This window comes from Vibrio sp. Vb2131 (assembly GCF_033338535.1).
Lineage (GTDB): Bacteria > Pseudomonadota > Gammaproteobacteria > Enterobacterales > Vibrionaceae > Vibrio > Vibrio alginolyticus.
Genome location: NZ_JAWOSW010000025.1, coordinates 1 through 21,784, shown reverse-complemented (window position 1 = coordinate 21,784; position 21,784 = coordinate 1). Strand labels below are relative to the sequence as shown.

The following is a 21,784-nucleotide window of genomic DNA, read 5'->3' as shown; positions in this document are numbered from 1 at the left end:
CTTCATGTTAAGGAGTAGAAAATACATCACTTGTTGAGTTGCTTATTAACCCAACCGTTCCGTTACAAATAAAAAATATAATTAGTCACTAATTTAGAATGCTTTAATTTTCACTTGTATCACTGTTCAAGCCCAAGAATCTATTACTCGCTTCGTTCTCTCTTATACAGGCCCCTCATACTTCAAAGTTTTCATGATTTATTCAATAACTTTTCATTACTCACTAGCCAAAAACATACACAAAAGATATAACACCTGCGCGAGACAATAAGATCTCATTAGCTGTAAACCCAGGAACGACAAATGAAAAAAATTCAACGCAGTGTGCTAGCTCTCTCCCTACTTGGCTTGATAGCGGGGTGTCAGTTGACCGCCAGTGAGCCACTTCAACCTACGGCGAATCAAGACATCATCGAATCAGCCAAAAATGAACTGGATGGTATTGAAGAGCTAGAAGTCAGTGACGAGGGTGTTATTACCTTTACTCAGCGTCTAAGAACGCCAGGAACCTACTGGATTCCAGCGAGAATTAAAGAACTCAGCTACGATATATCATGCGTACAGCTTAGTTACTTCATTGATAGAGGCATGGTTGTGAAGTCTGCCTTTCTAGGGGCTCGAGGACGTGTTGAATATTACGACATGGAACGCTGTATGAAAGACACACCATTTCAGTAATACAGGCATAAAAAAAGCTCCACCAAAGTGGAGCTTTTTCGTATTCGTTCTTAGCAACTATGGGCGAGCTACAAAACCTACTGCTTCGTATGCTTTCTTAAGCGTTTCAGCCGCTCGTGCCGAGGCTTTCTCAGCGCCTTGCTGCATTACCTCGTCCATGTAAGCACGATCAGCGCGAATACGGTGATATTCTGCTTGAATTGGCTCAAGCATTGCTACAACTGCCTCACCAACATCTTTCTTAAATGGGCCATACATTTCTACGCCTTGGTACTTCGCTTCAATCTCTTCGAAGCTCATGCCTGTCGCCGCAGAGTACAGACCCATTAGGTTAGCAATGCCCGCCTTGTTCTCGATATCATGACGGATACTTGGTGGCGTTTCGGTATCGGTTTGCGCTTTGTTGATCTTCTTAAGGATCGACTTAGGCTCTTCCAGCAGCGTGATAACGTTCTTACGGTTGTCATCAGATTTAGACATCTTCTTCGTTGCGTCTTGAAGGCTCATTACACGCGCATTTACTGTCGGAATGTAAGGCTCTGGAACTTGGAAGATTGGCTGCTCTGGCGAGTAAATATTGTTGAAACGCGTTGCGATATCGCGCGCTAATTCTAGATGTTGCTTCTGGTCACTGCCTACAGGTACTTGGTGTGCACCGTAAAGCAAAATGTCAGCCGCCATCAACACCGGGTAGTCAAATAGACCGACGTTTACGTCATTCGCGTAACGTGCCGATTTGTCTTTAAACTGAGTCATACGGCTCAGCTCACCCATTTGAGTGTAGCAGTTAAGAAGCCAACCTAATTGAGCATGCTCTGGTACATGTGACTGAACAAATAGCGTGCTCTTCTTCGGGTCAACACCAACTGCCAGACAAATTGCCAGTGCGTCTAGAGTTGCTTCATGCAGCGCTTTAGGGTCCTGACGAACCGTAATCGCGTGAAGGTCTACCACACAATATTGGCAATCATAATCGTCTTGCATCTGCTGCCATTGACGTAGAGCACCCAAGTAGTTACCGATACTTAGTTCACCTGAAGGTTGAACACCACTCAATACAATGGGTTTGCTCATTAGAATGATTCCTTTGACTTCTTAATCTAATTAAATGAAAAAAACCGTGCAGTAATAGGTGCACGGTTTACTCAGTGTACTCATTAACGAGTATTTTGGAAGCTCTTTTGTAGCCGTTATGCAGAAACCGCTACAACGTCCAATAATTCTGCCAAACTGTCAGCGACGAAATCTGGATTTGATGCTGAAATAGGTTCACCGTGGTTGTAACCATATGTCAGACCAAATGAGGCACAGCCTGCATTCTTTGCTGCGAGAATGTCGTTTTTCGAGTCGCCAACCATCAGCATTTCACTTGGTTGGATTTGGTGCTTTTCCATCAACCAGTTCAATGCTACTGGGTTTGGTTTTTTCTCTGGGAATGCATCACCGCCAAGGACATCAACGAAGTATTTTGCGATGTCGTGCTTTTCCAAAACGTCAGGCACAAACTTTGAAGGTTTGTTAGTCACCAACGCCATAACAAAGCCCGCTTTGTGCAGCTCTGCTAGTGTCTCTTTTACCGTTGGGTAAAGATGACTTAGCTTGTGACCGCTTTGCTCGTAGTAGTCATCAAACAATACACGCGCTTTAGCACGAAGCTCTTCACTCAGCTCTGGGTTGATGGTCAGGCTTTGGCTTAATGAGCGACCAATAAGCACGTCTGCGCCGTTACCCACATAATCACGAACTTGTTCTTCTGAAACCGATGGAAAGCCAAGCGCCTGTACTGCTTGGTCTGCCGCGACAGCTAGATCTGGCACGCTATCAAGCAAAGTACCATCTAGATCGAAGGCGATGAATTTAATGTCTTGTTGAGTCATAACTTCCCTGAGGATTTTTATTTATAAATCGGTGAAAACGACAAAGGATGGCACCCCATCCTTTGTTTTTATCATTATGTCTGATTCTACAGTAACTGTTTGTTTCGTCGTTACTTTGCAGCAATACGCTGACGAACTGCCTCAAACAAACAGATGCCGGATGCCACAGATACGTTCAAGCTTGAAACGCTACCAGCCATTGGGATCTTAATCAAATCGTCGCAGGTTTCACGAGTCAGACGACGCATACCGTCACCTTCAGCCCCCATTACGATAGCAAGAGGTCCAGTCAGTTTGGCTTGGTAGATGTCGTGCGTTGCTTCACCCGCAGTACCAACAAACCAGATGCCTTTCTCTTGCAATGTACGCATAGTACGAGCCAAGTTAGTCACTCGGATCAATGGTACGACTTCAGCTGCACCACAAGCGACTTTACTTACCGTCGCATTCATTGGCGCAGAACGATCTTTCGGTACGATGATCGCCGCAGCACCTGCCGCATCTGCGTTACGTAAACACGCACCAAGATTGTGTGGATCGGTCACGCCGTCTAACACTAAGAGCAGTGGTGATTCGTGCTTTGCAAGGATGTCATCAATATCGTTCTCATTCAGCTGCTTCGCTGGTTTCACACGAGCGATGATGCCTTGGTGATTTGCACCGCGTGCTTTGTCATCCAAGGTTTTACGTGTCATCTGCTGAATAGAAACACCACAAACCTGAAGATCATTTAGGATTGGCATTAGGCGATCATCTTGACGACCTTTTAAAACGTACGCCTCGATAAAACGCTCTGGTTCGCGCTCCAATACCGCCTTCACTGCGTGAATGCCGTAGATAAATTCGTTACTCATTGTTTAACCTGTTGTTCTGGTCGTATTGCCTGCGCCAACCGAGTTTGAACTAAGTTGGCGCTTCAACCTACTGCGCTTCTTTTTTAGTGCGCTTGGTTTTCTTCGGCTTACTGTGCGGCTTCTTTTTACGTGCTTTTTTCACTTTAGGCTTCTCGTTGCCTTCGGCGTCACCACGTTTTGGGCCATTACGCTTACTCGTTGCGCCCGTTTCTTCTGGGCGTTTAGTTGGCTCTATCGCAGGAATTGCACGAGCCGCGCCACCTTCTTTCGATGAAGAGCGAGTCGCAGCGCGTTTTTTATCTTTCGCTTTGCGTTTTGCTTCCGCTGCGCGTTTCTTCGCAGTCTTACCTTCGCCGCGTAGCTTACGACTTGTTTCGACCAATTCAAAGTCAATTTGCTTGTCATCGAGGTTAACAGCCAGTACTTTTACTTTTACTGCATCACCTAAGCGGTAGATGTTACCGAAACTTTCACCAATAAGTCGTTGACCAATCGGGTCAAATTGATAGTAGTCGTTCGCAAGGGTAGAAATATGTACCAAACCATCGATGTGCAAATCCGTTAAACGTACAAAGAAGCCAAAGCTAGTGACATTAGCGATAACACCGTCTAGTTCGTCACCGACGTGGTCTTGCATATATTCACACTTCAGCCAATCCGCAACATCACGTGTTGCATCATCAGCACGGCGCTCTGTCATCGAACATTGTTCGCCGTAAAAATCCATGTCGTCAAACGAGTAATGATAGCCACCTGTTGGTGTCCAGCGATCTTGATTACGACCTTCTTCTTTAGCAATCAGATACTTGATTGCACGGTGAAGTAACAAGTCAGGGTAACGACGAATTGGCGACGTAAAGTGCGCATAGCGTTTCAATGCCAACCCAAAGTGCCCCGCGTTATCTGCGTTGTATACCGCTTGCTTCATTGAGCGTAGCAGCATGGTCTGAATCAACTCTTGATCTTGACGCCCGGAGATTTGACGTGCGAGATCAGCATAGTCCGTTGGTGAAGGCTCTAAACCACCTTTTAGCTCAAGACCAAGTTCACTTAAGAAGTCACGGAAACCTTGCAGGCGTAATTCACCTGGAGATTCGTGGATACGATAAAGCGCGGGCTCTTTCGCTTTTTCTACCAGCGATGCCGAAGCAATGTTGGCTAAAATCATACATTCTTCGATGATCTTATGCGCGTCATTACGAATTACTGGCTCAATGCTTTCGATTTTACGTTCCGCATTGAAAATAAATTTGGTTTCAACGGTTTCAAATTCGATTGCACCGCGTTGATCTCGTGCTTCTTTCAGCACTTTGTACATCTTGTGCAACTCTTCTAGATGAGAAACAAGCGGCTGGTAGCGCTCACGTAGTTCTTCATCCCCTTCTAGAATCGCGCTCACTTTGCTATATGTGAGACGAGCGTGCGAGTTCATCACCGCCTCGTAATGCTTGTAACCAGACAGCTTACCTGTATCGGAAATGGTCATTTCGCACACCATACACAAGCGATCTACTTGCGGGTTAAGCGAACATAGACCGTTCGACAGTACTTCTGGCAACATTGGCACAACTTGCGAAGGGAAATATACTGAGTTACCACGATTGATCGCTTCTTTGTCCAACGCAGAGTCAGGACGAACGTAGTAACTGACGTCAGCAATCGCTACCCATAAACGCCAACCACCTTCTTTGTTCTTTTCACAGTAAACGGCATCATCAAAGTCTCGTGCGTCTTCGCCGTCAATGGTCACTAGTGGCAAATCACGTAGATCCACACGACCAACTTTCGCTTCTTCTGGTACTTCTTCGCCTAAGTTTTCGATTTGTTTATCGACGGCTTCTGGCCATTCGTGAGGGATTTGGTGTGTACGAATCGCAATTTGTGTTTCCATACCTGGTGCCATGTTTTCACCAAGGACTTCAACCACTTTACCCATCATGCCGCGTGAGCGTGAGCCACGATCAGTAATTTCAATTACGACTACGTTACCCATGCGTGCACCCGCTTTGTGCTCATTTGGGATCAGGATATCTTGGCTGATACGCGAGTCATCTGGGACAACATAGGAGTATCCATATTCAAGGAAGAAACGACCAACGATTTGATCATTGCGCTCCTCTAGCACACGCACCAAACGTCCTTCACGGCGGCCGCGCTTGCTGTTGTCTGTCGGTTGCACTAAGACAAAATCACCGTGGATGATGTTCTTCATCTGATGGTGCGGTAACAGAATATCATCATCCTTGCCGACGCTGCCTTCTGGACGTACCCAACCATGGCCATCACGATGACCAATCACGTAACCTTTCACCATTTCAAGTTTTTCAGGCAATGCATAGCACTGACGGCGGGTAAACACCAGTTGGCCATCTCGCTCCATCGCACGTAGCCGACGACGCAACCCTTCGTATTGCTCTTCGCCCTCAAGCTTTAGTGCCTCAAACAAGTCGTTACGATTCATTGGAACGCCCGCTTGCTCTAGAAACTCGATGATAAACTCTCGGCTTGGAATTGGATTTTCGTAATTTTTGGATTCACGATCTGCAAAAGGATCGTTTGGAATATTGTCTGACATAGGCACGCCTATCTAGCAAGGAAGGTATATGGCTAGTATATCTGAGTCTCTCGATAAGCTACAGAATTGCTTTGAAAAAAGAATGATCGAGATCGACTCTAGGCATGCAAATGAGTTAAGGACGAGCCAGCAAGATCAAAAGTTCAGAATTGTCACTGAGCAAGGATTCAATCGTGCAGTCATCCAACTCCGCCAGAAAGGCACTTTTTGCTTTCGCCAATTTATCTTTGAGGCGGCAAGCAGGGGTAATATGGCAAAAATCCACACCACAGTTGACTAAATCTAACGGCTCTAAATCGCGCACAACACCACCGACTGTGATTTCAGACGCTGGCTTCATCAGCCGGATACCACCGTTTTTTCCGCGCACGGTATGGACATAACCCAACTGCCCTAACCGATTGATAACTTTAACCATATGGTTGCGCGACACACCAAATAAATCCGTCACTTCGGTAATGCTGGTTAACTCATCTTCCGGCAACGAAGCCAAGAAAATTAAGGTTCTCAACGCATAATCAGTGAAACTAGTTAACTGCATATTCTCTCCCAAAGTGCGACTCAATAACCCACTGGTGATGCTAAAACCCCAAACTTGAGCTATCGATAAAAGTGTAAATCTTTTCTTGATCGAAAGATACATTTGAGATACAACTTTAAACATGCATTATAAATACAACTTAAAGTAGGAAGCCCTTATGCTCAGCAATCAAACTATCGAGATCGTCAAAGCGACCGCACCACTCATCGCCGAAACAGGACCAAAACTGACCGCGCACTTTTACGAGCGTATGTTTACTCATAACCCTGAGTTGAAAGATATTTTTAACATGAGTAACCAGCGTAACGGCGATCAGCGTGAAGCATTATTCAACGCTATCTGTGCCTATGCTGCCAATATTGAAAATTTGCCAGCTCTGCTTGGCGCAGTAGAGAAAATTGCGCATAAGCACACGAGCTTTTTGATCACAGAAGATCAGTACCAAATCGTTGGTAAGCATTTACTTGCGACAATCGATGAGCTTTTTAATCCAGGTCAAGAAGTGTTGGATGCTTGGGCTGAGGCTTACGGCGTACTTGCGAATGTATTTATTCAGCGCGAAGAACAAATTTACCAACAAAATGAAGCTTTGGAAGGCGGCTGGCGCGGTCTACGCGAATTTGAATTAGTCGATAAAAAGATTGAGAGCGAACACATTTGCAGCTTTGTGTTCAAGCCAACCGATGGCCAAAAAGTGGCGCCGTATAAACCGGGACAATACCTTGGCATCTACATCAACAGTGACCAGTTAGAAAACCAAGAAATTCGCCAATATAGCCTGTCTTCTGCGGTCCAAGAGAACACCTACCGTATCTCAGTAAAACGTGAAGAAGGCGGAAAAGTGTCGAACTACCTGCACGATAGCCTGAACATTGGCGAAAAAGTGCAGCTTGCGGCCCCTGCCGGTGATTTCTTTATGGATGCCGAACCACAAACACCCGTTGTTCTAATTTCTGCTGGTGTGGGACTTACTCCAACGCTGTCAATGCTAGAAAGTCTCTCAGCACATCAAGCACCTGTAACTTGGGTTCATGCAACAGAAAATGGCCAACAGCATGCTTTCAAGCAACACGTAAACCAACTCGTTGCAGAAAAAGAAAATATGAACGCGCTCGTTTGGTATAACCAACCAACGGCAGAAGACAAGCTAGGCGAAGACTTCCACTTCACGGGCTTTGTCAATCTGTATGAAATTGAAGCTGCATTAAAGCAAGATAACGTGCAGGTATACTTCTGTGGTCCTGTAGGATTTATGCAGCACGTAGCGAAACAGCTATTAGAACTTGGCGTACCAGAAGAGCAATTCCATTACGAATGCTTCGGTCCACACAAAGTGGTTTAAGCGCTACCAACTATCGGGAAAACAACAAAGCCCACGTGACGTGGGCTTTGTTGTATGAAGTTGTTTGCAATATTGAAGCGTTACCAAAAGGTGTCTCGCCGTTTAGCTCGAGCAATAACGTTTTGTGGCATGCGCTGTTCAAGGCCGTTTCTCAATACAGTTATGCGCTTATGCTGCCGCTTATCTGCTGTGACAGAGTTATATAACCAACGATACGCATCTTCGTAATCGAGTGGACTGCCATAATCACGTAAAAGCAACTCGGCCAGATGAATACGCGCGTTTAGGTTTCCCATTGACGCAGCTTCTCGCAAATATGGAATTGCACGTTCTTTATCTTGCTGTACTAAAGTGCCACGCGAATAGTATCGGCCAATCTGCTCTAGTGCAGCTGGTAACCCCTGATGCGCTGCATTTTCGATGTAGTAAAGACCCAGTTCGACATCTTGCTCGACACACACCCCCCAAGCCAACATATCTCCGTACAGAAATTCATAAGCGGGTAAGTTAATTCGAGTCGCACGAGCTACGATATCCTCCACCAGCTGGCAGTTATCAGCGCGCACACGTTGTAAGTGCTTATTTTGCTCAATAAGCTTTATCAGCTCTGCTTCGGTATAGATCGGAACTGGTGCCCCCACATCAGCAACATTGGCTTTCACTGTGGTAGCAACCAAGGTCAACAACAGTGAAGCAGCCACTGTTCGTAACTTCATAAACGTACCCTTAAGGTATCTAAGAAACCAAAGATCGGTGAAGGATCTCCTCTGCTTGATAACCTTATCGGCAAAAAACAGCTAAGCTTTAGACAATTTTTGCCTCTGATTTAGGCTCAGCGGCAAAAGCTTGCCATATGAGAGTCACGCTGTTTTTGTTCAGATACAAAAAAGCCGACCAGAAGGTCGGCTTTTGCAATCTTTAACGGCTATCAATTAAGCTTCGAATGGGTGAACTTTGATGATAGTTTCGTTACGGTCAGGACCTGTAGAGATGATGTCTACTGGAACGCCAGTTAGCTCTTCAATACGCTTGATGTAGTCAAGAGCGGCTTGTGGTAGAGCATCTAGTGACTTAGCACCAAATGTATTCTCAGACCAACCTGGCATTGTTTCGTAGATTGGTGTTGCTTTTTCGAATGCTTCAGCAGCCATCGGAGAAACTTCTAGCACAGAGCCATCTTCCATCTTGTAACCAGTACAGATTTTTAGCTCTTCTAGACCATCTAGTACGTCTAGTTTAGTTAGACAGAAACCAGATACAGAGTTGATTTGGATTGCACGACGCATAGCAACAGCATCGAACCAACCTGTACGACGTAGACGACCAGTTGTCGCACCGAACTCGTGGCCAACTTCACCTAAGTGCTTACCAATTGGATCTTGCTTATCTAAACCGTCGTATAGTTCAGTCGGGAATGGACCAGCACCAACGCGAGTACAGTACGCTTTTGCGATACCCAAGATGTAACCGATGTGACGAGGACCAAAACCAGAACCTGCAGCAACACCACCAGCAGTCGTGTTAGAAGACGTTACGTACGGGTAAGTACCGTGGTCGATATCAAGTAGTGTACCTTGTGCACCTTCGAACATGATCTTGTCGCCGCGCTTACGTGCTGCGTCTAGTTCGTCAGTTACGTCGATAACCATTGACGTTAGTAGTTCAGCGTAGCCTTTCGCTTGCTCAAGTACTTCTTCGTAGCTCACTGGCTCCGCTTTGTAGAAGTTAACTAGTTGGAAGTTATGGAACTCCATGACTTCTTTTAGCTTCTCTGCGAAAGTCGCCATATCGAATAGGTCGCCAACGCGTAGACCGCGACGAGCAACTTTATCTTCGTATGCTGGACCGATACCACGACCAGTAGTACCGATAGCTTTTTTACCGCGAGCGATTTCGCGAGCTTGGTCCATTGCAACGTGGTAAGGAAGAATTAGCGGACATGCTTCAGAAATGAAAAGACGCTCGCGTACTGGAATACCGCGCTCTTCAAGAGGCTTCATTTCTTTAAGTAGAGCTTCAGGTGATAGTACAACACCGTTACCGATAACACATTTTACGTTATCGCGAAGGATACCTGATGGAATTAAGTGAAGAACGGTTTTTTCACCGTCAATTACGAGAGTGTGACCTGCGTTGTGACCGCCTTGGTAGCGTACCACGTATTTTGCATCTTCAGTTAAAAGGTCTACGATTTTACCTTTACCTTCGTCACCCCATTGGGTGCCTAGAACGACTACGTTATTTCCCATCTTTCCAAGTCTGATTGCTAGTTAAAAATGGATTCTAGCACCGAATCACGCTTCTTGCAGTCATTTTTTGTTCACAGAGTTGCTACCAGAATGTCATCTTGCCGCTTTGTTCATTTTGAAATCAGCATATCACTGATAGTATTTAGCTTTCTCTATTCGACTGGAAAGCGCTATGTCTGAATCCATATGGTTGGCGATTGGGCTCGTCTTGATCGTGGAAGGCATTGGGCCACTGATTGCTCCTAACGGTTGGCGGAATATGGTGGCTCAATTAAGTGAACAACCCAACAATCAGCTACGACGCATCGGTGGCTGCCTAGTAGTTGCTGGAGCCGTCATCGCCATCATGATGAGCTAGCACTTAGCATCAGATACAAAAAAGGCTCCCTAAGGAGCCTTTTATTTCAATGAGACGCGGAGATTATTTCTCCATGCTGCCCTTCGACTGGTTCATGTATTGGAAGAACTCACTCTTCGGATCAAGCACCAGAATATCGCTCTTAGAGCTGAAGGACTTCTCATACGCACGTAGCGAGCGTAGGAAGCTAAAGAACTCAGGGTCTTTGTTGTACGCTTCAGCATAAATCTTCGCAGCCTCAGCATCCGCTTCACCTCGTGTCACACGCGCAGTTTTATCAGCTTCAGCTAGAATAGTTGCTACTTCTAGTTCTGCTTGAGCACGAATAACTTCCGCCTTTTCACGACCTTGAGAACGGTGCTTACGAGCAACAGACTCACGCTCCGCACGCATACGACGGTAGATAGACTCACTGATTTCATCAGGCAGGTTGATTTTCTTCATTCGGAAATCAACGACACGAACCCCCAAGTCTTTCATTGCGCTTTCACGCGTGTCTTTCAATACTTCAGACATGATTAGGTCGCGTTCACCATCAATCTCAAGCGCTTCACGAGCCGCTTCAGTTGCGACAACATCAGCACTTGCGTCTTCTGGTAGCACATCATCGTTACGTGGACCAGATACGATCTGTTTGATTTCACGAGCACCGATTTCAGAACGAAGCACGTCCGTCACTTTACGCTCAAGTAGTGCCTCTGCCGTTAGCGAGTTACCACCGCCTGTCGCGAGGTAGTAGCGACCAAAATCTTCAATACGCCACTTCACGTAGGTATCAATGATAACGTCTTTTTTCTCGGACGTTACGAAACGGTCGGCACGACCATCCATTGTTTGGATACGTGCATCAAGTTGTTTAACACGGTCAAACAAAGGCATCTTGAAATGCAGACCAGGCTCGTAAATTCGAGTGATGTCGTTATTGTCTTTCAAGACACGACCAAATCGAACCACGATACCGCGCTCACCTTCAGGAATCACAAACAAAGACATCAACATTAATGCCAGTGCGATTACCAGTACAGGGATCATTAACTTACGCATTCTTAGTATCTCCCTTGACGTGAACCTGTTGAACGAGACTGCGTGTTCGAAGTGTCTTCTTGTGTACGATCTGACTCAAGTTGAATTTGATCATAGGTTGAAGATGACTTCGATTTACGTTTGGTATCTGCTTTGCCCTCTTGTCCCGCCAACTTATCGATTGGAAGGTAAAGAAGATTGCCGCTTGATTCCGAGTCAATCAACACTTTCGAAGTGCTTGAGTACACCTCTTCCATTGCGTCGATGTACAGACGATCACGCGTTACACCAGGCGCTGCTTGGTATTCTGGTAGTAGTTTTTCGAACTGTGCTACCTGACCAAGAGCCTCGTTAGTGACACGCTCATTGTAACCTTGTGCTTCTTTCTTCAAACGCTCTGCACGACCCGTTGCCTTAGGCAAGATTTCGTTCTTGTATGCTTCAGCTTCACGAATGAAACGCTCTTCATCCTCACGTGCTGCGATTGCATCATCAAACGCATCTTTCACTTGCTCTGGTGGACGAGCAGACTGGAAGTTCACATCAACAAGTACCAGACCCATATCATAGCTATCAATGATTTGGTTCAGTGTTTCTTGCGTAGTTTGACGAATTTGCTGACGACCACTGGTTAGAATGCTATCCATCAATGAGTCACCAATTACTGCACGTAGTGCAGAATCCGTTGCTTGACGCAAGCTGTCGTCTGCATTGGTTACACGGTACAAGTATTTGTATGGGTCAGTCACTCGGTACTGAACATCCATCGCAACTGTTACAACGTTTTCATCTTTGGTCAGCATTAGACCAGATGCACGTAGTGAACGAATCGCTTGTACGTTTACCGCTTCGTACTCATCAATAAAGCGAGGACGCCAGTTAAGACCTGGGTCTACGATACGATCGTATTTACCTAAACGCAGTACAACACCACGCTCTGCTTCACCGATGGTGTAAAAACCAGCGAAAAACCAAACCGCAACAGCAATCAGAGCAATCACGCCAAAGCCAATTGCACTACCACCACCGCCGCCGATTGGAGAACCACCGCCGCCTTTTTTACCAAACTTGCCGCCCAGCTTTTGACTCAGTTTGTTGAACACTTCATCTAAATCTGGCGGACCTTGATCTCGGCCACCAGGACGCTGGCCACCACGATTATTATTACCCCAAGGGTCATTATCGCGGCCATTGTTGCCGTTGTTATTTCCAGGCTCATTCCACGCCATTAGAAAGCTCCATCATTTGATATGACGTTATACTGTAGCAGTCCTTTAAGTGACTATAAAGCCAGTCAAAACTGCCCCTTCTCTTTTTTCAAGTCTAGACCAATCTACTTGCTGCATTCGAATATCGATCAACAAGCTACCATCCTGGTCATATTCCTCACGTTGAATACACTTCATTTGGAAGAAGGTACTACGGAATCGTCCTTGATACTGTGGAGGAATTCGCAACTGATGCTCGACCATTTGTGACGCCAGACGTTCCGTCAGAGCCTCAAACAGGACATCAATGCCCAACCCATCCATTGCTGAAACCCAAACTGCGCGAGGTACGCCTTCCTCGTCTCGTTCTATACGTGGTTTCTGCGAATCTAGATTGTCGATTTTGTTCATGACAACCAGAGTCGGCACTTCATGCGCGTCGATCTCTTCTAGTACTTCATGAACAGCTTGAATATTCTCACGAAAACGCTCATCACTGGCATCAACAACATGTAACAAAATGTCAGCTTCTTGCGTTTCCTGCAAGGTTGCCTTGAAGGCCGCAACCAAGTCGTGTGGCAAATGTCGAATAAAACCAACCGTGTCTGCCAAGATGGCAGGACCAACATCTGCTAACTCTATCTTACGTAAAGTCGGGTCCAAAGTAGCAAATAATTGATCAGCCGCGTACACGCCAGCTTCTGTAATACGGTTGAAGAGTGTCGACTTACCCGCGTTGGTGTAACCCACAAGTGAAACCGTTGGGATTTCAGCTCGATTTCGGGCGCGGCGCCCTTGTTCACGCTGCTTCGCTACTTTGTCTAAGCGTCGCAGGATGGCTTTGATTCTGTCACGCAATAAGCGACGGTCGGTTTCCAGCTGGGTTTCACCCGGGCCACGTAAACCGATACCACCTTTCTGCCTTTCAAGGTGTGTCCAACCACGAATCAAACGAGTAGAGATATGACGAAGTTGAGCCAGCTCTACCTGTAGCTTACCTTCGTGTGTTCGAGCTCGTTGAGCAAAGATATCGAGAATAAGACCAGTGCGGTCGAGAACTCGACATTGGCACAGTGCTTCGAGGTTACGTTCTTGGGCAGGAGAGAGGGCGTGATTAAAAATCACAATTTCGGCACCCGTTGATTGTACCGCTGTAGCAATCTCTTGGGCCTTACCCTCTCCGACATAGTATTTCGGGTGTGGGGATTGACGACTACCAGTTACCACTTGTAGCGCCTCTACCCCAGCAGAAGAAACCAGCATTTCGAACTCAGCCAGATCTTCCCATTCACCTTCTTGCGTGAAGTTGATATGAACAAGTACGGCTCGCTCACCGGATTCATAACGGTCAAACAAGCAATCAACTCCTTATTTTAAAAATACTCGATGAAGAATTAATCTTCTGATTTCTCTTGTGGACGCTCACCTTGTGGACGTTCACCGCTGTGATGGCTCACTGGACGAGCCGGCACAACTGTTGAGATCGCGTGCTTGTACACCATTTGGTTAACAGTATTCTTCAGCAGGATCACAAATTGATCGAATGATTCGATCTGACCTTGTAGTTTAATACCATTCACAAGGTAGATAGATACCGGGATACGCTCACGACGTAGCGCGTTTAGAAATGGGTCTTGTAGAGATTGCCCCTTAGCCATTTTTATTTTCCTTATTTAATTTGTAGTTGTAATTATTTAGCTAGTGGTGCAATGCAAAAGATACGGCTTTTGCATCTGAGCTAAACGAATCAAAAATGCACTCTAAGTAATTAGCAGCATAGTATAAAAACCGCCAACAACAGATCCTTTGAGAGTGCGTTCACGCAAAAACGATCACATTATACACAGCTATGTCAATCAGATGCTATTGCTTCCGACATCGTTTCTAATGCCTGTTCAATGTTCTCGCTATCCAACCAAGTTAAATCATCCCAGCTGCGTAACCAGGTGATTTGACGCTTGGCCAATTGACGAGTCGCGCATACGCCACGAAATACCGCTTCGTCACGTGTACACTCCCCATCTAAATACTCCCACATCTGTCGATAACCGACGCATCGTATGGAAGGAAGATCGGGGTGAAGATCTTTTCGCGAATGTAACGCTTTCATTTCTTCTTCAAAGCCCGCTTCCATCATCTTCTCGAAACGGAGTTCAATCCGACGGTGAAGTTCTGCCCTATCCTTGGGAGCTATTGCAAACTGCTTGACTCGGTATGGTAGGCTTTCACCTTTCGTTTGAGTCAATTCAGTCAAAGTTTTACCTGAAATGCGAAAAACTTCCAATGCCCGAGATAAACGTTGGGGATCATTGGGATGGATTCTCGCGGCTGACACAGGATCAACCTCTTTGAGTTCATCGTGCAACACTGACCAACCTTTAGTCAATGCCTCTTGTTCAATTTGCTGACGAATTTCAGGATTTGCAGCAGGAAGTGGTGATAAACCTTCAAGTAACGCCTTGTAATACAGCATTGTTCCACCCACAAGAAGTGGAATTTTTCCTTCTGCAACAATATCATCCATCGCTTTCAATGCATCTCGACGAAAGTCGGCGACAGAGTAAGATTCACTTGGATCCAAAATATCTATCAAGCGATGAGGCGCCAAACTTAACTCTTTTTCATCCGGTTTCGCCGTACCGATATCCATCCCTTTGTAGATCAAAGCAGAATCAACACTGATGATCTCAACCGGAAATTTTTGACGAAGACGAATCGCCAGCTCAGTTTTGCCTGATGCAGTTGGCCCCATTAAAAATAGCGCCAAAGGTAGTTTATCTGTCATGGTTTTAATTTGGCTATCGTGGCAGAGAAATCAACAGCGGATACGAATTTTGTATCTTCTAATGGCAATTGACCATGTCTTAGCTGTTCAAGTTCCGCAATAATTTGAATGGCTTCAGAAAAAGTATAGTGACTCTTCACTGTCGTGACCTGTAATGCGAGCCAATCTATCAACTCAGACAGCATCTGAGCCGCTGCTATACCTTCGTTCACACAAGATTGCGCGTAAGATAACAGATCTGGTACTAAATTTTGTAAGTTTTGTTGACGCAGCGGAGCTGGGACGCCCATCACCATTAAGGCGTGCTCGTTTCTCGCTTTCAATTGAATACCAAGCAATGCCAAATCTTGTTGATAATCTTGGGCCAGTCTCACTAATTCGGCCTCTAACTTAATAGATAGAGGAACAAGCAGAGGTTGTGCCTTAAGTGCACCATCGCTTGGAGTGAGCTGGCCTTTTATACGATAAAATTCTGCTCTAGGTAACGAGACTAACGCCGCCCCACTGTCACTGCTCATCAAAACAAATTGTTCATCGACCACCATCAGCGCTTTGCCTAATGCAGTAATCGATGGCATTGATGTGTGCGAAGTTATCGTTTGGGGCGCTATTGGAGTGACTGCCTGAGCCTCAAACTCTGGCGTTTTCAGCAGCTCGTGATAAGCGCGTACTTCTTGTTTAGTTGGCGCTGGTTCTACGTGGCGCTCTTTACTGTGACTTGGCTTTGGTGCGGGTTTGGATTCCACCCAATCATTACGTTTGAATGACTCCACTACGCGCGCCTCTCGCACGGAGGTCTCACTAGGACAGCTATTACGAGGCTTCACTTCATAATCACTGCGTCCAGGATAAGCCGGTGTACTCTCTATCGCTTGATAAACCCGCTCTGGCACCGGTGAAGATGCTGGCTCTTGTACTTTTTCAGGCTCTGGCGAATGCTCAATCTCTTCGGATTCAGTCGGTTCCACGCGATGAAATGCCGATTCATTCACCTGTGGTTTATCAATCACAGCGCTTTGTGAAAGTGCATCCGTCAAAGCTTGATAGATGAAATCATGCACCAAACGAGCTTGGTGGAAACGCACTTCATGCTTAGCAGGGTGAACATTCACATCTACTTGGTGCGGATCTAGCTCAATAAAGAGCACATACGCAGCAAACTGATCTGGCTTTAAGCTCATTTCATAGCTTTGACGAATCGCGTGATTGATTAATTTGTCACGCATCATTCGGCCATTCACATAGCAATATTGTAAATCGCTTTGCTGCCTTGCTCCCTCTGGCGTGGTAATCCACCCATGTAGCTTTAACCCTTGATGCTCAAGCTCGATTCTGAGCATGTGTCGAACAAACGCGTTACCGCAGACAGCAGCAATACGCTTTTCGGTTTGAAGCTGATTTTTCGCCGCGCGATATTGACGGATGATCTTGCCGTTATGACGCACATTGATGGTGACATCAAAGCGACTTAACGCAATACGTTTCAATAACTCATCAATATGAGCAAATTCGGTTTTCTCCGTACGAAGAAACTTGCGACGCGCTGGAGTATTAAAAAATAAGTCCAACACCTCAACGGTAGTGCCAATCGGGTGCGCTGCTGGCTTAAGCTTCACCTGCATATCACGCCCTTCGGAGTAGGCACTCCAGGCTTCTTCTTGTGCCGCAGGACGCGACGTGAGCGTCAAACGCGAGACTGAGCTAATACTGGCTAACGCTTCACCGCGAAAACCTAGACTCATAATGGCTTCGAGATCATCTAAGGTATGTATCTTAGATGTCGCATGACGACTGAGCGCTAAGCCGAGTTCATCTTTCGCGATACCTTTTCCGTTATCACGAACACGAATCAGCTTTGCGCCTCCTTTCTCGATATCGATATCGATTCGAGTTGCGCCAGAATCAAGACTATTTTCAACCAGCTCTTTAATCACAGAAGCAGGTCTTTCGACCACTTCCCCTGCGGCGATTTGGTTTGCAAGTCTGGCTGGCAAAATTTTAATCGTCATAATGAGTTAGAAGCTCACCTACTTGTTTGGAATGATCAGGACTTGCCCAACCGCTAGCTGATCAGAGCGTAAGTTATTCGCTTTACGAATGCTCGATACGCTAACGCCGTATTTGGACGCTATTTTGCCAAGGAACTCACCCCGAGAAACCTTGTGCTTACGAATCGGTTTATCTTTTACCGCGACCGTTATCTTCAACTTTTGCCCTACCCACAAGGTATCTGACTTCAAGTTATTCTCTCGGCGGATATCTAAAACCTTCACTTTATAGTGATTCGCAATCTTACCTAAGAACTCACCAGACTTAACCTTGTGCGTAATGGTTTCTGTCTCAACAGTAATCGGTTTACTTGGCACTTTAATCGTACCAGCAGAAGGAATGTTGAGCTTCTGACCAATTGCCAAGCCTGTCGACTTCAAGTTGTTTGCCGACATCAGCGCTTTAGAGCTAAGCCCATATTTGTTCGCGATCACCGATAATGACTCGCCACGCTTTACAATATGTACCATTGGCTTCGCTGAAGGCGAGAACACCGTACCCTCTGGTGGGTTATCTTTTAAGTACTTGACGACCGCCTTAGTGATAGCCTGAGCTAACTTATCTTGGTGCGCTCGTTGAAACAGTAAACGCTCTTCTGTTGGGTTAGAAATAAAGCCCGTTTCCACTAGCACAGACGGAATCTGTGGAGAGCGTAAAACCGCAAGGCTGGTGTTGATCGGTTTGGTGTTATGCAGGTGCGCAACACGTCCCATCTCACCTAGGATTTCTGTTGCCAGTTTATAGCCTTCTTTTTGTGAGTGACTAAACTGCAAGTCCAGCAAAGTTTGGTTCACATTACGATCTTTTGTCTTCGTGAAGAACGCATTACCCGAGCCGCCCAATAACTCAGACTGTTTCTCATGGTTCTCGACCCAACGAGCAATTTCGGTATTTGCACGACGAGTATTTAGTACGAAGACCGAACCACCGCGAGGCTTCGGTGAGGTAAACGCATCAGCGTGAATGGAGATCAGTAAGTGTGCATCATTTTCACGAGCAATCGCGACACGACGGTTTAAGTTTACAAAGTAATCTCCCGTACGAGTCATGCGCGTTTTAATACCAGGAGTCGCATCGAGCTGAGCAGCAATTTTTCTTGAGATACTCAATACCGCATCTTTCTCGTACTTACGACGTGAAGGGCCAATAGAGCCAGGGTCTTCCCCACCGTGACCAGGGTCGATAACAATTAACACTTCTTGAGCTCGTTGAACTGAACTCATGTCTTTGCTGGCCGCCGCTGGCTTACTCGGTTTAGAGGTCGATGCCTTCTTACCGTGCGGTAAATCAATCACCAAGCGGTGACCATACTGCCCACCTGGTGTTGGGCTTAATTTAAATAATTCCGCTTGAACGCTCTTTTTTAGTTCAAACACCAAACGATAAGTGCCCTTCTCTGGAGGCGAGCTTTTTCGTACCAGTTTTAAAACAGGGCTATCCGTAACAGTAACAGGCAGTTTGGCCTGCATCGTCGTGCTTTTTAAATCCACGACAAGGCGATCCGGCCCTGATAAAGAGAAATAGGAATAGTCAGCTTCCGAGCCTAAATCGATGACAACACGCGTTTCATCAGGTGAAGGCCAAACTCGAAAACTCTTAACGACGTTAGCAAATGCTAAATTGGGGATGAGAAGGAGAAAAGTGGCGACAAACGTCGCCACTACTCTAAAATTTGAAAAACTCAACATAGCTCCAATCGACTGAGTAACTGCACACCATAATCATTATTAGCTGTTAGTTCGGCTACACGTTGCTCACCTTGGTAGCGAATGTTTACATCAAGATCCGGTTGTGGCAGTAAGCCATGCCCTTTTTCAGGCCATTCAACCAAGCAAATCGCATCGTCTGTGAAATAGTCTCGAATACCCATAAACTCAAGCTCTTCAGGATCCGCAAGACGATAAAGGTCGAAGTGATATACTTGCCACTGATCCAACTGGTACGGTTCGACTAGAGTATAAGTTGGACTTTTCACGTTACCTTGATGACCAAGAGCACGGACAAAACCACGACTAAAGGTTGTTTTACCTGCACCCAAATCACCATGCAGATAAATTGTGGTTTGCTGGGAACAAAGCTGAGCCAAAGCGGTGCCTAGTGCAACCGTTTCATGCTCATCTTTTAAATTGAATTGTTTCGTGCTCATTGATGCTTCTCTAACTAATGATCGTTGACTATATAAAAATCAAAAGAACAGGAATAGTAAACCGTGTTGGTTTTGAGAGACAAGCTTTCAAATGTCATATGTGCGAAAAAAGTATCCAATAAACGGTATCTTAATCATCTTAGTATCGACCTAGATTTAGAATATATGCAAATGACTTCAATAAGCAGTATTCACAACATCAAAAACGTACCTAACTGGGTAGCACCAAAGCCAGAGATCCGTTAAGATCCGCCCCCTTTATTCCGGTGGTTAACATGAACTACGAACAACTCGCACAACAAATCAAAGTTTGGGGAAAAGAACTCGGCTTCCAAAAAGTTGGGATCTGCGACGTTGATCTGAGTGAACATGAAGCAGCACTACAAAAATGGCTTGATGCAGGCTATCACGGCTCAATGGATTGGATGGCTCGTCACGGTATGATGCGTGCTAGACCCCATGAGCTACTCCCGGGAACCGTTCGCGTTATCAGCGTCCGGATGGACTATCTGCCACCAGAGGCTCAATTCGCTTCGAACCTCGCGAATAAAAGTCATGCCTATATTAGCCGCTACGCACTAGGGCGCGATTATCACAAGCTCGTCAGAAAGCAGCTAAATAAGCTCGGCAAACTTATTGAACAAGAGGTTGGTCAATATGGTTACCGACCTTTCGTTGATTCCGCACCAATATTAGAGCGACCTCTCGCCCAAAAAGCGGGCTTAGGTTGGACAGGGAAACATTCCCTGATTTTAGATCAAGACTGTGGATCGTGGTTCTTTTTAGGTGAACTACTTATCGACTTACCACTACCCGTTGATGAGCCAAGCGTTGATCAGTGCGGTAAATGCAAAGCATGCATTACATCATGCCCAACACAAGCCATCATTGAAGACAAAGTTGTCGATGCCAGGCGTTGTATCTCTTATCTCACCATCGAGTTCGATGGCGTGATTCCTGAAGAGTTTCGAAAGCCAATGGGTAACCGCATTTATGGTTGTGACGACTGTCAATTGGTTTGCCCATGGAATCGCTACGCCGACATAACGGAGCAAGATGATTTCCACCGTCGTGACAGTTTCAAAAACCCTGACCTCGTCGACATGTTTAACTGGGATGAAGCGACTTTTCTAAAAAATATGGAAGGCTCCGCTATCCGTCGTATTGGTCATATACAGTGGCTACGTAACATCGCAGTCGCTCTTGGTAATGCAGAATATAGTCAGCGAATCATAGATGCGCTGGAAAGTCGGCAAGGTGAAAATAAATTACTTGATGAGCACATTAAATGGGCTTTGACAGAGCAACTGAATCAACTCCCCACTGAGAGTAATTCATCTATAGAGACGAAAAAGCAACGCTTAATAAGGATAGTCGAGAAGGGACTGCCGAGAGACGCATAGAGCGTAGTCTATATGCAAGAGATTGAAAGTACTTTTGCATGTTCAATTCATGACCTTGTTCTCAATTTTGTAATGTGGAAAAAAATTTGAGATTCAAGAAAAACAAGCTAGCAGAAAAAAGTTAAACACAGCTCGGAGAAATGACTAGGATCAAAAAAATACCAGTTAATGATCGTATTTTAACGTACTCGATCCGAAGAAAAACTTATTTTTTCTTTATATAACAAAGATTTAATTGATATTTCTTTGTTGTTTCCACTTCATTTTAGAGAAAAGATCTTTCTTCCCCATCATAAAAAGTCAAGCTAAAAACACTTTATCAACCAACTTATCCACAGAACGACGTATGTGGATAACTCTGTTAATTAAAGTAGATAAAACACGCGAAGCCTCATCATACTTGTACGTCAGCCGATTCATATTGTGTTTTAAACACAAACGAAATCGTCCGACATCATATGATGCGGATAAAAGTTTAGCTTTTGGGGATTCATGCTTCGCAGCATTATGAAAAGAGCGATGTGATTGGTTGCGAGAAGCAGGCGTTGAATCAAGCGGCGCATCCGTAGACGACTTAACAATTGTATACTAAATAAGTACTCAATCTATCGTCTTGTATTTGGTTGCGGGGGCCGGATTTGAACCGACGACCTTCGGGTTATGAGCCCGACGAGCTACCAAGCTGCTCCACCCCGC

At 45.6% G+C, this 21,784-nt stretch carries 19 protein-coding genes; 4 read left to right on the top strand and 15 right to left on the bottom strand.

Annotated features, from left to right (window positions below; all coding sequences use genetic code 11):
• Positions 1-303 precede the first annotated feature (303 nt).
• Positions 304-678, top strand: coding sequence for a hypothetical protein (locus R7E38_RS20590; protein WP_005381401.1), 375 nt, complete (start codon positions 304-306; stop codon positions 676-678).
• A gap of 57 nt (positions 679-735) precedes the next feature.
• Here R7E38_RS20590 and trpS read toward each other — a convergent pair whose 3' ends face one another.
• From trpS to nsrR, 5 genes are all read right to left on the bottom strand, one after another.
• The gene (gene trpS / locus R7E38_RS20585) at positions 736-1,752 is read right to left on the bottom strand and encodes a tryptophan--tRNA ligase (protein WP_005381398.1); all 1,017 of its coding nucleotides are present in this window, start codon (positions 1,750-1,752) and stop codon (positions 736-738) included.
• A 116-nt stretch (positions 1,753-1,868) separates the two neighbouring features.
• Positions 1,869-2,555 carry a phosphoglycolate phosphatase gene (locus R7E38_RS20580; protein WP_005382834.1) on the bottom strand — a complete coding sequence of 229 codons (687 nt, stop codon included), beginning with the start codon at positions 2,553-2,555 and terminating at the stop codon, positions 1,869-1,871.
• Between the two features lie 110 nt (positions 2,556-2,665).
• Positions 2,666-3,409, bottom strand: coding sequence for a 23S rRNA (guanosine(2251)-2'-O)-methyltransferase RlmB (gene rlmB, locus R7E38_RS20575; protein ID WP_047103967.1), 744 nt, complete (start codon positions 3,407-3,409; stop codon positions 2,666-2,668).
• 67 nt (positions 3,410-3,476) lie between these two features.
• Positions 3,477-5,984, bottom strand: a complete 2,508-nt coding sequence (gene rnr / locus R7E38_RS20570) for a ribonuclease R (protein ID WP_064368822.1) — start codon at positions 5,982-5,984, stop codon at positions 3,477-3,479.
• 115 nt (positions 5,985-6,099) lie between these two features.
• On the bottom strand, positions 6,100-6,525 hold the full coding sequence (nsrR, locus tag R7E38_RS20565) for a nitric oxide-sensing transcriptional repressor NsrR (protein ID WP_005381392.1): 426 nt from the start codon (positions 6,523-6,525) through the stop codon (positions 6,100-6,102).
• 157 nt (positions 6,526-6,682) lie between these two features.
• Between nsrR and hmpA the strand changes: the two genes are divergently transcribed.
• Complete coding sequence (hmpA, locus tag R7E38_RS20560) at positions 6,683-7,867, top strand: NO-inducible flavohemoprotein (protein ID WP_005381390.1); 1,185 nt, start codon at positions 6,683-6,685, stop codon at positions 7,865-7,867.
• Between the two features lie 80 nt (positions 7,868-7,947).
• Here the strand turns inward: hmpA and motX are convergent, their stop codons facing one another.
• On the bottom strand, positions 7,948-8,583 hold the full coding sequence (gene motX / locus R7E38_RS20555; protein ID WP_005381388.1) for a flagellar protein MotX: 636 nt from the start codon (positions 8,581-8,583) through the stop codon (positions 7,948-7,950).
• Between the two features lie 216 nt (positions 8,584-8,799).
• The gene (locus R7E38_RS20550) at positions 8,800-10,116 is read right to left on the bottom strand and encodes an adenylosuccinate synthase (RefSeq protein WP_005381385.1); all 1,317 of its coding nucleotides are present in this window, start codon (positions 10,114-10,116) and stop codon (positions 8,800-8,802) included.
• Positions 10,117-10,288: 172 nt separating this feature from the next.
• Between R7E38_RS20550 and R7E38_RS20545 the strand changes: the two genes are divergently transcribed.
• On the top strand, positions 10,289-10,474 hold the full coding sequence (locus R7E38_RS20545; protein ID WP_005381383.1) for a DUF2065 domain-containing protein: 186 nt from the start codon (positions 10,289-10,291) through the stop codon (positions 10,472-10,474).
• A gap of 63 nt (positions 10,475-10,537) precedes the next feature.
• Here the strand turns inward: R7E38_RS20545 and hflC are convergent, their stop codons facing one another.
• From hflC to tsaE, 8 genes are all read right to left on the bottom strand, one after another.
• Entirely contained in the window at positions 10,538-11,518 is a 981-nt protein-coding gene (gene hflC, locus R7E38_RS20540; protein WP_005381382.1) for a protease modulator HflC, read from the bottom strand.
• 2 nt (positions 11,519-11,520) lie between these two features.
• Positions 11,521-12,726 carry an FtsH protease activity modulator HflK gene (gene hflK / locus R7E38_RS20535; RefSeq protein ID WP_017633728.1) on the bottom strand — a complete coding sequence of 402 codons (1,206 nt, stop codon included), beginning with the start codon at positions 12,724-12,726 and terminating at the stop codon, positions 11,521-11,523.
• Between the two features lie 45 nt (positions 12,727-12,771).
• Positions 12,772-14,061: a ribosome rescue GTPase HflX gene (hflX, locus tag R7E38_RS20530; protein ID WP_226084118.1), complete on the bottom strand. Its 1,290-nt coding sequence runs from the start codon at positions 14,059-14,061 to the stop codon at positions 12,772-12,774.
• Positions 14,062-14,099: 38 nt separating this feature from the next.
• The gene (gene hfq / locus R7E38_RS20525; RefSeq protein ID WP_005381379.1) at positions 14,100-14,363 is read right to left on the bottom strand and encodes an RNA chaperone Hfq; all 264 of its coding nucleotides are present in this window, start codon (positions 14,361-14,363) and stop codon (positions 14,100-14,102) included.
• 194 nt (positions 14,364-14,557) lie between these two features.
• The gene (gene miaA, locus R7E38_RS20520; protein ID WP_005395375.1) at positions 14,558-15,490 is read right to left on the bottom strand and encodes a tRNA (adenosine(37)-N6)-dimethylallyltransferase MiaA; all 933 of its coding nucleotides are present in this window, start codon (positions 15,488-15,490) and stop codon (positions 14,558-14,560) included.
• On the bottom strand, positions 15,487-17,499 hold the full coding sequence (gene mutL / locus R7E38_RS20515) for a DNA mismatch repair endonuclease MutL (protein WP_104979795.1): 2,013 nt from the start codon (positions 17,497-17,499) through the stop codon (positions 15,487-15,489). Before mutL ends, miaA begins: the two co-directional genes overlap by 4 nt.
• 18 nt (positions 17,500-17,517) lie before the next feature.
• On the bottom strand, positions 17,518-19,227 hold the full coding sequence (locus tag R7E38_RS20510) for an N-acetylmuramoyl-L-alanine amidase (protein ID WP_226084117.1): 1,710 nt from the start codon (positions 19,225-19,227) through the stop codon (positions 17,518-17,520).
• Positions 19,221-19,685: a tRNA (adenosine(37)-N6)-threonylcarbamoyltransferase complex ATPase subunit type 1 TsaE gene (tsaE, locus tag R7E38_RS20505; RefSeq protein WP_005381372.1), complete on the bottom strand. Its 465-nt coding sequence runs from the start codon at positions 19,683-19,685 to the stop codon at positions 19,221-19,223. Before tsaE ends, R7E38_RS20510 begins: the two co-directional genes overlap by 7 nt.
• A 275-nt stretch (positions 19,686-19,960) precedes the next feature.
• Between tsaE and queG the strand changes: the two genes are divergently transcribed.
• A complete protein-coding gene (gene queG / locus R7E38_RS20500; RefSeq protein ID WP_017633726.1) occupies positions 19,961-21,088 on the top strand; it encodes a tRNA epoxyqueuosine(34) reductase QueG in 1,128 nt (375 codons plus the stop codon).
• Positions 21,089-21,784: the final 696 nt, after the last annotated feature.

Coding starts and splice junctions, on each gene's coding strand:
- hflC (WP_005381382.1), bottom strand. CDS start 11,518: ATGCGTAAGTTAATGATCCCTGTACTGGTAATCGCACTGGCATTAATG.
- queG (WP_017633726.1), top strand. CDS start 19,961: ATGAACTACGAACAACTCGCACAACAAATCAAAGTTTGGGGAAAAGAA.
- R7E38_RS20545 (WP_005381383.1), top strand. CDS start 10,289: ATGTCTGAATCCATATGGTTGGCGATTGGGCTCGTCTTGATCGTGGAA.
- hflK (WP_017633728.1), bottom strand. CDS start 12,726: ATGGCGTGGAATGAGCCTGGAAATAACAACGGCAACAATGGCCGCGAT.
- R7E38_RS20580 (WP_005382834.1), bottom strand. CDS start 2,555: ATGACTCAACAAGACATTAAATTCATCGCCTTCGATCTAGATGGTACT.
- R7E38_RS20550 (WP_005381385.1), bottom strand. CDS start 10,116: ATGGGAAATAACGTAGTCGTTCTAGGCACCCAATGGGGTGACGAAGGT.
- miaA (WP_005395375.1), bottom strand. CDS start 15,490: ATGACAGATAAACTACCTTTGGCGCTATTTTTAATGGGGCCAACTGCA.
- hmpA (WP_005381390.1), top strand. CDS start 6,683: ATGCTCAGCAATCAAACTATCGAGATCGTCAAAGCGACCGCACCACTC.
- motX (WP_005381388.1), bottom strand. CDS start 8,583: ATGAAGTTACGAACAGTGGCTGCTTCACTGTTGTTGACCTTGGTTGCT.
- tsaE (WP_005381372.1), bottom strand. CDS start 19,685: ATGAGCACGAAACAATTCAATTTAAAAGATGAGCATGAAACGGTTGCA.
- mutL (WP_104979795.1), bottom strand. CDS start 17,499: ATGACGATTAAAATTTTGCCAGCCAGACTTGCAAACCAAATCGCCGCA.
- rlmB (WP_047103967.1), bottom strand. CDS start 3,409: ATGAGTAACGAATTTATCTACGGCATTCACGCAGTGAAGGCGGTATTG.
- rnr (WP_064368822.1), bottom strand. CDS start 5,984: ATGTCAGACAATATTCCAAACGATCCTTTTGCAGATCGTGAATCCAAA.
- trpS (WP_005381398.1), bottom strand. CDS start 1,752: ATGAGCAAACCCATTGTATTGAGTGGTGTTCAACCTTCAGGTGAACTA.
- R7E38_RS20590 (WP_005381401.1), top strand. CDS start 304: ATGAAAAAAATTCAACGCAGTGTGCTAGCTCTCTCCCTACTTGGCTTG.
- nsrR (WP_005381392.1), bottom strand. CDS start 6,525: ATGCAGTTAACTAGTTTCACTGATTATGCGTTGAGAACCTTAATTTTC.
- hfq (WP_005381379.1), bottom strand. CDS start 14,363: ATGGCTAAGGGGCAATCTCTACAAGACCCATTTCTAAACGCGCTACGT.
- R7E38_RS20510 (WP_226084117.1), bottom strand. CDS start 19,227: ATGTTGAGTTTTTCAAATTTTAGAGTAGTGGCGACGTTTGTCGCCACT.